This is a genomic window from Pseudomonas silensiensis, from assembly GCF_050434865.1.
Taxonomy (GTDB): Bacteria; Pseudomonadota; Gammaproteobacteria; order Pseudomonadales; family Pseudomonadaceae; genus Aquipseudomonas; species Aquipseudomonas fluorescens_W.
This window is the reverse complement of record NZ_JBNDJH010000009.1, coordinates 1-13410: the sequence shown is the minus strand read 5'-3', so window position 1 is coordinate 13410 and position 13410 is coordinate 1. Positions and strand designations below refer to the sequence as shown.

9 protein-coding genes and 3 rRNA genes are annotated in these 13410 nt (G+C 58.7%); 6 read left to right on the top strand and 6 right to left on the bottom strand.

The features are described 5' to 3' along the window. Positions 1–107: 107 nt before the first annotated feature. The gene (locus QF010_RS14690) at positions 108–446 is read left to right on the top strand and encodes a hypothetical protein (protein ID WP_033056176.1); all 339 of its coding nucleotides are present in this window, start codon (positions 108–110) and stop codon (positions 444–446) included. A 129-nt stretch (positions 447–575) separates the two neighbouring features. Here the strand turns inward: QF010_RS14690 and lapD are convergent, their stop codons facing one another. Beyond that, on the bottom strand, positions 576–2522 hold the full coding sequence (gene lapD, locus QF010_RS14685) for a cyclic di-GMP receptor LapD (RefSeq protein ID WP_429533390.1): 1947 nt from the start codon (positions 2520–2522) through the stop codon (positions 576–578). 14 nt (positions 2523–2536) lie between these two features. Further along, on the bottom strand, positions 2537–3229 hold the full coding sequence (gene lapG, locus QF010_RS14680) for a cysteine protease LapG (RefSeq protein ID WP_033056174.1): 693 nt from the start codon (positions 3227–3229) through the stop codon (positions 2537–2539). A gap of 233 nt (positions 3230–3462) precedes the next feature. Here lapG and QF010_RS14675 point away from each other — a divergent pair, with 233 nt between their 5' ends. The 5 genes from QF010_RS14675 (at position 3463) to QF010_RS14655 (ending at position 10477) form a co-directional block, all read left to right on the top strand. Beyond that, on the top strand, positions 3463–4173 hold the full coding sequence (locus QF010_RS14675) for a GntR family transcriptional regulator (RefSeq protein WP_033056173.1): 711 nt from the start codon (positions 3463–3465) through the stop codon (positions 4171–4173). A 681-nt stretch (positions 4174–4854) separates the two neighbouring features. After that, a complete protein-coding gene (locus QF010_RS14670; protein ID WP_033056172.1) occupies positions 4855–5631 on the top strand; it encodes a DUF3050 domain-containing protein in 777 nt (258 codons plus the stop codon). Beyond that, positions 5628–6557, top strand: coding sequence for a diiron oxygenase (locus QF010_RS14665; protein WP_223433171.1), 930 nt, complete (start codon positions 5628–5630; stop codon positions 6555–6557). Before QF010_RS14670 ends, QF010_RS14665 begins: the two co-directional genes overlap by 4 nt. Before the next feature lie 13 nt (positions 6558–6570). Continuing rightward, positions 6571–9987, top strand: coding sequence for an amino acid adenylation domain-containing protein (locus QF010_RS14660; RefSeq protein ID WP_429533389.1), 3417 nt, complete (start codon positions 6571–6573; stop codon positions 9985–9987). 22 nt (positions 9988–10009) lie between these two features. After that, positions 10010–10477, top strand: coding sequence for an SRPBCC family protein (locus QF010_RS14655; RefSeq protein WP_429533388.1), 468 nt, complete (start codon positions 10010–10012; stop codon positions 10475–10477). Positions 10478–10534: 57 nt separating this feature from the next. Here QF010_RS14655 and QF010_RS14650 read toward each other — a convergent pair whose 3' ends face one another. From QF010_RS14650 to QF010_RS14635, 4 genes are all read right to left on the bottom strand, one after another. After that, a complete protein-coding gene (locus QF010_RS14650; RefSeq protein WP_033056167.1) occupies positions 10535–12415 on the bottom strand; it encodes a methyl-accepting chemotaxis protein in 1881 nt (626 codons plus the stop codon). 423 nt (positions 12416–12838) lie between these two features. Beyond that, positions 12839–12954: ribosomal RNA gene (gene rrf, locus QF010_RS14645) — 5S ribosomal RNA — on the bottom strand. Positions 12955–13060: 106 nt separating this feature from the next. Then, positions 13061–13176, bottom strand: a 5S ribosomal RNA gene (gene rrf, locus QF010_RS14640). Between the two features lie 158 nt (positions 13177–13334). Next, positions 13335–13410: ribosomal RNA gene (locus tag QF010_RS14635) — 23S ribosomal RNA — on the bottom strand; the annotation flags it as partial.

The window sequence follows — 13410 nt, the reverse complement described above, 5'->3', positions numbered from 1 at the left end:
TTGCGCCCAACACCCCGGTGACGATTTCGTCGCCGCACCGCATACTCGTGTCCAGTTGGCCTATGCTGCTGACAGCATGACGCTGGTCCATTTCCGAGGGATGTTCAATGTTCTACGTGCAACGCGATGCGCAAGGTCAGTTAGTGCGCGTGGAAGCCGCGGCCTACGCCGAGGCCACGGAAACACTGCCGGCCGACCACCATGAAATCCAGGCCTGGTATGCCAATGAAGTCGTGGAAACCAGCCTCAAACAGCTCAAGCAGAGCGACCTGGAAATGATCCGGGTACTCGACGACTTGATCCAGGTGCTGACCAGCAAAGGCGTGATACGCGTCACCGACCTGCCGCCGGCCGCACAAGCCAAGCTGATGGACCGGACCCAGGCCCGTGAGGCGTTGGGCGGGTTGAGTCAATTGATCGATGATGATGAGCCGGGGTTGATCTAAAGTCCAAAGTTCATTGGTGTCTGCACTGACGCCATCGCGGGCAAGCCCGCTCCCACAAGGGCAATGCAAAACCCTGTGGGAGCGGGCTTGCCCGCGATGAGGGCATCACTGACGACTCAGCTCAAAAGCCTAATGCCAAGGCTTCGGCTCACCAAACAACTGCCCCTGAACCCCATACAATCCCATCTCACGAATCACCATCAACTCCCCTTCCGTCTCGACCCGCTCGGCAATCAACGGCAAATCGATGCTGTGCGCCGCCCGCTGAATCGCCTCGATGAACAGGCGCTTGTCACTCTCCTGATCAATCGCCCGGATGTAACTGCCGTCGATCTTCAGATACGCCAACCCAAGTCGCGCCAAGTTGCCGATCATGCTGAAGCGCCCGCCAAAGCGTTGCAGGCTCAGGGAGAACCCGAGTTCGTGCAGACGTCGCGTCAGTTCTTCCAGCATGGCTTGCTCCGGCAGCTGCTCCTCGCCGATTTCCAGGGTCAATCGCGCCCCGAGATCCGAATGCTGGCGCAGGATTTCAAAGACTTTATTCAACGCCTGCGGATCGGCCAGCGTGGCTGAAGACAGGTTCAGCGCCAACGACTCTTCATGGTCGGCCATCTGCTCAAGTACCAGCTCCAACATCAGCCGATCAAGGCGCGCGGTCCAGCCAAAGCGCTCGAGCCACGGCAGGAAGCGTCCGGCGGGAATGGTCTGGCCCTCGTCGTCGATCAAACGCGACAACACCTTGTAGTGCAGCACCAACTGCGTGTCCTGGGCGGCCACCACCGGTTGGAAATACAGCTCGAAACGCTGCTGATTCAACGCCTGTTCCAGTAAGTTGTTCCAGGCATGATGGTCGTCGCCGACGCTGGCCGACGCGCTGTGATCCAGGCAAACCCAGCTCGAATCGCCCTGGCCTTCCGCCTGAGCCAACGCCTGATCACCCAACCCGAGTACCGCTTGCGGGGAATCGCCATAAACAAACGGCGCCAGCCCGATCGAGGCCACCGAGGCCACGTCGGTGGCGCCCGTCGCGTGAAGGCTGCCCAAGGCACTGTCGAGGTTCTGCGCCAGTTGCAGCGCTTCTTCGCGTACCAGCCCCGGCGCCAGCACGGCGAACTCACCGCCGCGAATCCGCGTGACGAGGTTCAGGGTTTCCGGGTATTTGGCGCACTCTCGGGACAACTGCTCGCCCACCGCTTTCAATAACTGGTCAGTGCGTTGACCGCCCAACCGCTGGTTCAACCCGGCCAGGTCCCTGACCCGCAATAGCAGCAAATAACCGGAACTCGCCTGCTCCGGATTGCTCACTCGGGCGTTCAATTGCATTTCGAAATAACGACGGTTGGCCAGCCCCGTCAGGTTGTCCTGATAGGACTCGGCCCGCAGCTTTTCACTGCGCTCGGCCTGTTCCTGGAACAGCGCTTTAAGCTTCTCGACCATCTGGTTCATGGCCTGCACAACACGCCGCAGTTCCGGCGTGCGCGGCAGTTGCGGCAGGCTGAGGAATTCGCGGCGAGCGATGGCGTGGGATTGCTTGACCATGTAATCCAGCGGCTTCAGTTGCCGGCGCAACAACAGTGCGCCCAGCACCGCGCTCACCGCACCGCAGATCAACAACCAGCCAAGACTGCCGAGTGCGCTCTGCCAGAGTTTGGCCAACGCGAACATCGGATGGCTGACCACCTCGACCCGCGCCGCCTGCTCCCAGCCACGGCTGACGAGGGCATCACCCCCGGCCGCTTCCAGCCCGATCATTTTGACGAACCAGTCCGGCACGTTGTTCACCGCTGGAATGCCGCTGCGCTCGACGATGGTCTGATCGGTCTTGAGATCGACCACACGGATGCTCGCGTAATAACCGCTGTCGAAAATCGAGCTGACCAGCAACTCGACCATCGCCGGGTCGTCGATACTCGGCGTCAGGGACAGTGCCAATGCGGTCGCGGCGTCCTGGGCGTGGGAGCGCAACTGGTTGACGTATTGGGTGCGCGAGCTTTCCAGGCTGACCACGAAGCTTCCGGTGAAGGCGATCACCAGGAACAGACAGATAGCGATCAACAGCTGTTTGAACAAGGACATCTGAGCGCGTGCTCCTAGTTAGTCGTCTCGACCGGGAAACCTTCGGCCTGCATTTTCTTCAACACATCCTGCCAACGAGACAGGCGTTTGGTGTCACCGACTTTCTTGTTGCCCTTGGCGCCCGGCAGCCACAACCCTTCGGCATTAAAAGAGTACACCGGCAGCAAATCGGTTCGTTGGCTGGCCGGCTTGATCGCATCGATCAGGCTGTCGAGTACCAGCGGCATAGCCTCGGGGCTTGAGTAGTAGGTCAACACCATGTGCGCCCGATTCAGGCGCAAGGCCTTGACGTAAGTGATGCGCAGCTTGTCACTGGCCACGCCGAGATGACGCAGGCTGAAATACTTGGCGATCGCGTAATCTTCGCAATCGCCGGCGCCCTTCCAAAGGGCCTCGATGGGTGTTTCCCAATAATCGACCTCGTGCCACAGGTCGATGTCTTCCTCGTAACGCATCTGCTTGTTGAAGAACTGGTTGACCACTTTAAGCTGTTCGAGCTCGCCCACTTGTTTTTGCGTGACCAATAAGTGCTGCCAGGCATCAATGCGTGGCTGTCCTTCGCCCAATGGCCCGTACAATGCCTGCGCGCGACGGCTGATCAGCGAAAAATCCCAATCGGCATGCAGCCCGCCCAGCATAACGCCGGCCAGCAGCAACGCGCAGCACAGCCAGCGCAAAGTCCGAGGGATCGCGAAACGTACCGCCAATGCGAGGCATCCAGGTCAGGCAAGTGGAAATCGGTCGATGGTGCAGGTTAGCCAAGTAAAAGACAATGGCACGGTGAGATCACTGCTGGCGCGCTAAACTTTGTATGGCAGGTGTCATTAAAAACATTGGGGCCACGTCAGGCTGCGCGCTTGTGTCCGTTTGACAACCTGTCAGGCAGTCACTAGTGTCCCCTTGGATCCAAATTCATTTCAGTCAAACAGGGTGCGTAGTTGTGACACAGAAGCCCAATCCTCTGAACAGCATCAAGGTCAACGGGCCGATTCCCGCTCACCTGGCACGCTCGGTGATCGAAGAAACCCTTCGCTCGGCCATTCTCGACGGTCGCATTCCCTGCGGCACCGCCCTGCGTCAGCAAGATTTGGCCGATCTTTTCGGTGTCAGCCGCATGCCGGTGCGCGAAGCTTTGCGCCAACTCGAAGCCCAGGCGTTGCTCAACGTCATCGCCCATAAAGGTGCAGTGGTCGCACCGCTGGTTCAGGGCGATGCCGTGGAAACCTACGCGCTGCGGATCCTGCTGGAATCCGAAGCCCTGCGCCTGTCGATCCCGTTGCTCGATAAGGAGGATTTCGAACAGGCCGCCCGCTACATCGACGAACTGGAAACGCAAAACAACTACACCGAAATCGGCCGGCTCAATCGGCTCTTCCACATGGCGCTGTACTGCAAGGCGCCGAACCAACGGCTGTTGAGGCTGGTGGAAGACGGATTGAACGAAGAGGAGCGTTTCCTGCGCTTCAACCTTGAAGCCATGGGCCTGGGCAAACTGTCCCAGGAAGATCACCGGGCGCTTTTGCTGGCCGTCGAAGACCGGGACGTCGAGCGCGCAGTGAAGTTGCTCGAACAACACCTCAACCGGGGCGTCGAGGTCATCACACGCTACCTCAACAGCCCCGAAGCGCTGAACAAAAAAACCTCCAAGTAAACCGCGTCGGCAAGCCTGAGCGAGCAGATCGAACTGCTCATTCTCGCTTGCCGCGCTGCGCTACACCCCTCTCTAAAGCCCTGCCCTCGATTTACCCCTCTCAAGACCCACAATGACTCCGAGTCGATGACGCGGCGGTGATAGCGGCTGTCGTGATTTACGCTCACTCTTGGGCTGCAAACAAACAATGAACGGGCGACGCACCGCACGAGCGGAGCAGTCCCCGCACCAAGAACCTACGGAAGGAGTCTTGCCACGGGAAAGGAAGAACCGGCGTTGATCCCAGTCAACTTCCGCCCCCTCAATTCACCTCAACGACTCAGTTAGAAAGTTGCTTCGAGTGAGGCATTCACTCTTTATATAAATTCTGACGTTTATCAGTCGGAAGGAGCAACTACGCCAAAATAAAACTTAAACCAAAAGTCTTATTGGAACTTCTCGCGCCGAATAAATATGAACTATTAATTAATTAAAAAATAACTTGCCCGACACTTTATTCGTGTATTAGTTTTTCTCCGCCGCCCTGAATACAGTCGGCAAGCCATTACCCGGCAACTTAATTTTAATGCACACACATCAATTAGTTTGAGGCGTTCACTCGCCAACAGAAAACTTAAACCGACAGTCACTTATTGATCACAGCACCCATAACGGCATTCCAGATCACTTATAGGCCCACTCATGAAAACGAATAAAGACCGCCTCAACCAGAAGAAAGCAGAACTTAGTGCGCATCCGATCTTCTCTGAAATTCATTCGCTGTCGGTACTTCAACGTTTCATGGAAACCCATGTCTTTGCGGTGTGGGATTTCATGTCGCTGACCAAACGTCTGCAACAGGAGCTCACCTGCGTGCAACTGCCCTGGTTGCCGCCAAGAGACCCGCAAGCGGCTCGGCTGATCAATGAAATTGTGCTGGGCGAGGAGTCCGATGACCGCCCAGCCCAGGGTCACTACAGCCATTTCGAGTTGTACCTGGATGCCATGCGCGAAGTCGGCGCCAGCACGGCGGTGGTCGAACGCTTCGTCGCGCTGCAAAAAGAAGGCGTGAGTTACGACGTGGCACTGCAAAGCGTGGACGTCGATCCGGCGGCAGCACAGTTCGTGCGCAACACGTTGCACACCGCGTTGCATGCGCCGGGGCACAGCGTTGCGGCGGCATTTCTGCATGGTCGCGAGAGCGTCATCCCGCAGATGTTCCAGCGCATTCTCGATGATTGGGGCATCGGTATCGAACAAGCACCGACCTTCCGTTACTACCTCGAACGGCACATCGAAGTCGATTCCGAAGACCACGGCCCCGCCGCTGAAAAACTCCTCGCCCGGCTGGTCAATGGCGATCCGCAACGCGAGGAAGACGTCTACGCCAGCGCCATCGCTGCAGTGGAAAGCCGCATCGCCTTGTGGGATGGCCTGCGCCTGAGCATGAGCGAACCGGTCGCAGAGGTGAACGCATGAACGCCGCCGACTACCAATCCTTCGCCGATGCCTGGGAAAGCCGCGCGACCATCCGTACCCGCCCCCGGCGGGTGCTGGAGAACGACGACAAGCTGATCTATCCGTTGAGCCGCCAACCGTTGGTGCTGAGCGAAACCTTCCTGCGCGAATGCCCGGAGCAGCGCGACTTTGCGCTGGTGCAGACGCTCTACAAATTCATCAACGACGTGGTGATTTTCGAAACCGAAATCGTCGACAAGACCGCCCGCAGCATCGCCAAGAATCGCTTCGCCGTGGCCTTCCCGTTCGCCTGCCGCTACGACGCCATGACCGTGGTGGTGGACGAGGATTACCACGCACTCGTGGCGATGGATTTCATGCAACAGACCGTCGCCATGACTGGCATCACGCCCATCGAACTGCCGGATGAAATCGAACTCAGCCGAGCCATTCCAGCGGCCGTGGCGCTTGCGCCGGAACACTTGCGCAGCGCCGTGGAATTGATCTGCGTGGCCATCGCTGAGAACACCGTGACCGGCGATGTCGCCGCGTTCGCCAAGGACGACACGGTCAAGCAGTCGATCAAGGGCCTGATGGCCGACCACTTGCTCGACGAAGGTCGCCACTCCGGGTTCTGGGCGCGGCTGGTGCGCATCTACTGGCACACCGCGAGCGAAGACGACCGCCGCTGCATCGCGCACATCCTGCCGGTGTTCATCGGCCATTACCTGACCAACGACATTCAGAAGTCGTTCGACTTCCGGCTGATCGAATCCTTGCAGATCAGCGATGGCGCACGCCACGCACTGAAGAGCGAAGTGTCGGGGCTGGCCTTCCCGATCAATCGTCATCACCCGCTGGTCGCCAACATCGTGCGGTTCTTCCGCAGCAGTTCGCTGCTCGATTCGCCGTGCGTGCAAGACGCCCTCAGCGATTACCTGGTTTAACGAGGAGCCCATCATGAGACGTCTCGACATTCTGCTCATTGGACACAGCCAGGCCTTGACCGACCTGGCGCTGGAACTTGAACAACACGGTCATTCTTTGGTGCGCCTGACAGCCGTCGACGAGCAGCCGTTGGGTAACGCTGACTTGCTGATCGACGACACCAGCCTGCCTGTTCAAGACGTCGGCGATACACCGCGACTGACGCTGCAACTGGGTATCGGTGTGCCTGGGATTTCTGGCCTGCCACCGCTGGACGTACTGTGCACCTACGGTTCAACGCTGTTCACTCGCGTGCCGATCACCGACGAACCTTCGGGCAACGGCCAGGCATTGCGTCTGCGGGCAGTGGCGGAACTGGTCGACCACGTGGCGCTGCTAGTCAGCCGTCTCTCTCGCGATGCCGACTATTTTCTGCTGGCCGACCCTGCTGTTCCCGCTCGTGTCGAGCACGTGGAAAGCCTGCTCTATTTGGAGAACCTGGCGTTTTTCCATCGACTCAATCTCACGGCGGCACCCGCACTGCTGGCGCTCAGTCAAATCCCGATGATCGAGCGGCTTGAGCAGCGCCTCATCCAGTGTGCCGATCGACCCGCCCTGAGCATTGCCGGCACGTCCCTGAGCTATCGGCATTTGCACGCCCACAGCCGCGCCATCCAGCAGCGTTTGCAGCCGTTGCTCGCGCAGCATCATGGGCCGTTGGTGATCGGGATCTGCCTGCCGAAATGCAGCGCGTTGTATGCGGGGATTCTCGCGATTCTTGGCAGTGGCGCCGTGTACCTGCCGCTGGAGCCGAGCCATCCTCTGCAACGTCAGCAGTACATTCTGGAAAACGCCGGGGCAGTGTTGTTGCTGCATGACGGTGAACATCCGCTCGCGGCGCAAATGCCGGGACTCGACATCAGCCGCATCGACATCGGCGACGTGGATCTCGATCAACCCTTGATGCGCCAACGACCCGCCCCTGACGCGCCGTGCATGGCGCTCTACACCTCGGGCACCACCGGCCATCCCAAAGGCGTGTTGCTCAGCCAGGCCAACCTCGCGCACTTCACTGCGTGGTACGCCGACTATGTGCAACTGAGCGAGCACAGTCGGGTGCTGCAGTTTTCGTCGTTGAGCTTCGACTCGTCGCTGATCGATATCTTCCCGACCCTGCTCCAGGGCGCCGAGCTGATCGTGCCCGGCGACGATCAGCGCCGCGATCCGTTGCAACTGGTCGAGCTGATCCGCCATCAACAACTGAGTCACGCCTTTTTGCCGCCAGCGTTGTTGAGCATCCTGCCGCTGGATCAATTGCAATGCCTCGATCATGTGATGACCGGCGGCGATGTCTGCGAACCCTACGTCATCGAGCAGCTCACCCGTCAGGGCAACCTCTATAACCTCTATGGCCCGACCGAAGCGACGGTGTTGATCACCGCGCGGCAACTGCGCACCGGCGACAGCAACCGCACCCTCGGCGCACCAATCGCTAACAGTCAGGTGCTGATTCTCGATGAGGAATTTCAACCGGTGGCCGAGCAGACCGTTGGTGAGTTGTACATCGTCGGGCCGGGCGTGTGCCTGGGGTATCTGAATAACCCGCAGCAGACCGCCGAACGTTATCTGAACCTGAGCCTGCCGAATGGCCAGGGCCTGCGCACCTACCGTACCGGCGACATGGCGAAGTGGACCCGCGACGGCATCGAGCTATGCGGGCGGCGAGACAATCAGGTGAAGATTCGCGGCTTTCGGGTCGAGCCAGAAGAAATTGAACGCTGCCTGCGCGACAGTCAGTTGTACCGCCAAGTGGCAGTGGTTATCGACAGCCATCGACGGATTCTGGCGTTCCTCGCGCAGCCTCAGGAGGATCAACCCGGCACCGCTCGCGAAGCCCTGAAGGCTCACGCGACACAGTTTCTGCCGGATTACATGCAGCCCATCGCCTGGACCGAACTGCCGGGCATGCCGTTCGCCAGCAACGGCAAGGTCGACCGCAAGGCGCTGCTGGCGATGCCCGTGAATGTCTCCGAAAACACGCTGCGGCGCTTGCCCGTCAGTGCCGATGAGGCGTTGTTGTTGGAGATCTGGGCCGAGCTGCTGGAGCTGCCGGCCAGCGATATTTCCACCGACGAAAGTTTCTTCAACCTGGGCGGCCACTCGATCCTGCTGTCGCGCATGCTCTTGCGGTTGCGGGAAGAGTTCGGTCGCAGCATCTCGATCAACCGCTTCATCGAATTGCCGACCATCGCCAAGTTGGCGACCTTGGTGCGCGGCTCCGGCACCGAAGAAGTGTTGAGCGAAAAGGCCTTGGCCGATGCCTTCCGCGAGCTGGATATCCAGCCGTTGCCAGTCAACCGTATGGGCGATGTGCACAAGGTGATCGTGACCGGCGCCAACAGCTTTGTCGGCGTGCACATCGTCGAAGCGTTGCTCGCCTGGGGCGCCAGCGAAGTCGCCTGCCTGGTGCGCGACGGCGGTGGACAATCGGCGGCCGAGCGTTTTGCCCATGCGTTGCGAGAAAACCGCCTGGAGCACCTGGACCTGAGTCGAGTGCGGGTTTATGCGGCGGACATTACGCGTCCGTCATTGGGGCTCGAAGCGGATGTTTACGAGCGACTGGATCGGCAGTTCGGCGCGTTGGTGCACAACGCCGCCAACGTCAATCACGTACTCGATTACGAGTCGTTGGCGCGGGACAACGTCGAGCCGATTTTCGAGTGCCTTCGGTTGTGCGAAGGGCGCAGCAAAAAGATCTTCAATTTCGTCTCGACGCTTTCGGCCTCCAGCACGATTGCCGCCGATGGCCGGGTGCTGGAATTACCCGCTGCGCAAACCCCTCCGATCTACATCAAGAACGGCTACAACCTGTCCAAATGGGTCGGTGAGCGGATCCTCGAACGCGCTCGCGAACGCGGCGTACGGGTCAATCTTTATCGTCCCGGCAACATCAGTTTCAACAGCCTCACCGGTGTCTGCCAGCCTCACAAGAATCGCTTGATGCTGATGCTCAAAGGCTCGATCCAGCTCGGCCAGGTGCCGGAGTTTGCGCTGAATTTCGACCTGATGCCGGTGGACTTTCTCGCCCGGTTCATCGCCTTCCATGCCAGCCGTTATTCACCCGAAAAAGCGGTGTTCAACCTGCACAACCCCGAGCCTCTGAGCTGGGATGCCTACGTCGCCTCATTTCGTGAGGCGGGGCGGGAATTTTCCATGGTCAGCGTCGCCGACTGGCAGCAGCAACTGGGCCGGGTCGACAGCGAAAACGCGTTGTTCGGCGTGCTCGGTTTCTACCTCAACGGCTTCGAGGAAGACATCGGCGACATCTCAATGATCGGCCACGCCAACGCCCAGGCGGGCGTTCGGCAGATGGGTGCGCATTACCCGGAAAAATCCCCGGCGCTGCTGCGTCGCGGCTGCGACTACCTGAAAGAAATCAACTTCATCTGACTCACTCAACCGGAGCAAAACCATGAAAACCCTACAACCCGATACCCTGATCAAAAACCCTCAAGGCTGCCACGTCGTGTCCTCGGTGGAAGTGCCGGCCGATACCAAGAAGGTCTGGGCGGTGGTCGGCAACTTTGCCGGCTTCGATCAATTCATTCCGGCGCTGTCGCACATCGAGATGACCGGCGAAGGCGTGTCGTCCCTGCGCAAGAAATTCTTCAAGGACGGCAACCTGGTGGTGGAGCAACTCAACTCCCGGGATGACCAGGCGCTGAACATGACCTGGACCACGATTTACAACACCTTGGGCGTGGCCAATTTGTGGGCGGCGATGAGTGTCGAACCGTTGGGCACGGGCAAATCCCGAGCGACCTGGACCATCATCGCCGAACCCGTGCAGGGCGGCGCCGAGGCATTGCCGGGGTTCAAGGATTTCGTGCAGGGCTTTGCCGATGATTCGATGAACAATGTGCTGAAGCTGTTTGCGTAAGGCATGAAAAAGCCCGCTGTGGATAACTCCACAGCGGGCTTCTTTTACATCGTTTGATCAGATTTTGAAGCTGTCGACCAACTGCTTCAACCGGTTCGCCTGCAAGGACAATGCATCACAATCCTTCAACGTTTCATTGAGGTTGGCCACGCTCTGCTGGTTCAGCAGGTTGATCTGGTTAACGTCGACGTTGAGGGTTTCCACGACCGCCGTCTGCTCTTCGGTCGCCGCGGCCACCGACTGGTTCATGCCGTCGATTTCGCCGATGCGCTGGGTCACGCTGACCAGTCGCAGACCGGCCTGGTTCGCCACTTCGACGCTCTGTTCGCTGGAGACCTGACTGGCGTTCATCGTGGTTACCGCTTCACGAGAACCGATCTGCAGCGAGGTGATCATCTTGTGGATCTCCTCCGCCGATTCCTGGGTACGGTGAGCAAGGTTACGCACCTCGTCCGCCACCACCGCAAAACCACGACCGGCTTCACCGGCACGGGCCGCTTCGATGGCTGCGTTGAGCGCCAGCAAGTTAGTCTGCTGGGAGATGCCTTTGATCACATCCAGAATGTGCCCGATGTTGTCGGTGCTGGCATTCAGGGTTTCGATCTGCGTGCAGGACAGGCTGATTTTCTGCGACAACTCCGTCATCGCCAGAATGGTTTTCTCCACCACCTGACGACCGTCATCGGCTTGCTCGCTCGCGCCGCTGGCGTGCTGGGAAGCATCGGCGGCGTTGCGGGCGATTTCCTGGGTGGCGGCGCCCAACTGGTTGATCGCCGCAGCCACACTGTTGGTGCGGGCGCTTTGCTCGTCGGAGCCGACGATCGAGGCGTTGGACGAAGCCATCACCCGTTGCGACAAGTCGTGAACCTGGCGGGTTGCCGACGACACTTCGGAAATCGACGCGTGAATTCGCTCCACGAACTGGTTGAACGAACCGCCCAGCTCGCCGAATTCGTCTTTGCTTTCCACGGCCAGACGTCGGGTCAGGTCGCCCTCGCCTTGAGCGATGTCTTGCATCGCACGGCTCATGGTGGTCAGCGGACGCATCAGCACGTTGATCAGTAGGCTCAGCAGCACGGCAATGGCCGTCACGGCGATGAACATCGCGATCAGCGCAGAAGTACGGAACTGGCTGAGTGGGGCGTAGGCCTTTTCCTTGTCGATCGACAGACCGATGTACCACTCGGCATTCGGCAGACCACTGACCGGCGTGAACGAAAGGATACGGTCCTGCTTGTTCAGGGTGACTTCCTGATTGCCCTTCTCGATGCGCACACCAGCGTTCGGGTAGATGTCCTTCAGGTTTTTCATCACCTGGTCTTTGTCCGGGCTGACGATCACCTGACCGTCGGCGCTGACCAGAAATGCGTGACCGATGCCACCGAAGTCCACCGAGTTAATGATCTTCACCAGGGTTTCCAGGCTTAGGTCACCACCGACCACGCCGAGCAACTCGCCGTTCTTTTTCACCGGCAGGGCGATAGTCACCACCAGGCCACCGACTGCGGCCATGTAAGGCGGGGTCAGCATGGTCTTGTCGGCAGCCACGGCCTGTTTGTACCAGGGACGCTGACGCGGATCGTAACCGTCAGGCATCTTCGCGTCCGGGCGCTGAGTAAACACGCCGTTGGCCTGACCCACGTAGGTGAACTGGAAGTTCGAGGTCAGGGCCGGTTGATTGACCAGCCCCGGGAGGTCGGCATTGGCGCCTTGATGGGCAACGTTTTGCGCGAGGTTTTCCAGCACCAGCACACGGCCGCTCATCCAGTTCTGCACACTGCTGGCGGTCAGATCCCCGGCCTGCTGGACGCTCGACTCAAGGTTTTGGCGGATGGTGTTTCGCTGCAGATAGTCGTTGTACAAAGTGAACAACGCAAAAGCCAGCACCACGACGCCGGAAGCGGCCAGAAGGATTTTATGGCTGAATTTGAGATTCATTTGATGGGACTTCTTATGCAAAAAAGTGGGGATGCGTTCCGAGTTGCAACATTCCATGTAACAGCGCAGGCAGGGTTCTGTAGCCGCTCTACTTTGGTGCACGCATGTCTCATCAGGCTGTCGGCACAAACCGGAGAAAACTTAGGGGTTTGTACGAAATGATCGGCATTCCTGTCAGATACCCGCCGAACGGTGTGTCAGCGCGCCTGATCAGTCTATTTTGTGATGACGGTTATTCGTGCGGCAGTTGCAAATTTCCCCGCGCCTACGTCAGCAATGCGACGTCTGGCGGGCGAACACCATGAAGACGAACCTGCCTTGGGAGTGGAAGCGCATTTGCAGCTGATGACCCATTGAGCCTTTAGCGAGCCCATAACGACAAAACCCCTGTCTGCGTTAGCAGACAGGGGTTTCGGAATTCAATCTTGACGATGACCTACTCTCACATGGGGAAACCCCACACTACCATCGGCGATGCATCGTTTCACTGCTGAGTTCGGGATGGGATCAGGTGGTTCCAATGCTCTATGGTCGTCAAGAAATTCTGTGACTAGCCCGTTACGGTGTAACGTGCCAGCAAAACTGGTGACTTCTACTAAAACAAAACCCCTACCTGCATACGCAGATAGGGGTTTCGGAATTTAATCTTGACGATGACCTACTCTCACATGGGGAAACCCCACACTACCATCGGCGATGCATCGTTTCACTGCTGAGTTCGGGATGGGATCAGGTGGTTCCAATGCTCTATGGTCGTCAAGAAATTCGGTAGCCAGATCGTTTGCCTTACGGCATACGCTCCAGCGAATGGGTAAGTGATAGTTTGGTGTTTTATGAGTATCTCGAACTTTCGGTTCGTTTCGTCTTCACACACCGCAATCTGGTGCCTTTTCAGGTCAGCAAATTGCTTGGGTGTTATATGGTCAAGCCTCACGGGCAATTAGTATTGGTTAGCTCAACGCCTCACAGCGCTTACACACCCAACCTATCAACGT

Excerpts from the sequence above, each read along its gene's own strand:
- QF010_RS14655 (WP_429533388.1), top strand. The coding sequence starts at position 10,010 with ATGAAAACCCTACAACCCGATACCCTGATCAAAAACCCTCAAGGCTGC.
- QF010_RS14690 (WP_033056176.1), top strand. The coding sequence starts at position 108 with ATGTTCTACGTGCAACGCGATGCGCAAGGTCAGTTAGTGCGCGTGGAA.
- QF010_RS14665 (WP_223433171.1), top strand. The coding sequence starts at position 5,628 with ATGAACGCCGCCGACTACCAATCCTTCGCCGATGCCTGGGAAAGCCGC.
- QF010_RS14650 (WP_033056167.1), bottom strand. The coding sequence starts at position 12,415 with ATGAATCTCAAATTCAGCCATAAAATCCTTCTGGCCGCTTCCGGCGTC.
- QF010_RS14670 (WP_033056172.1), top strand. The coding sequence starts at position 4,855 with ATGAAAACGAATAAAGACCGCCTCAACCAGAAGAAAGCAGAACTTAGT.
- lapD (WP_429533390.1), bottom strand. The coding sequence starts at position 2,522 with ATGTCCTTGTTCAAACAGCTGTTGATCGCTATCTGTCTGTTCCTGGTG.
- QF010_RS14660 (WP_429533389.1), top strand. The coding sequence starts at position 6,571 with ATGAGACGTCTCGACATTCTGCTCATTGGACACAGCCAGGCCTTGACC.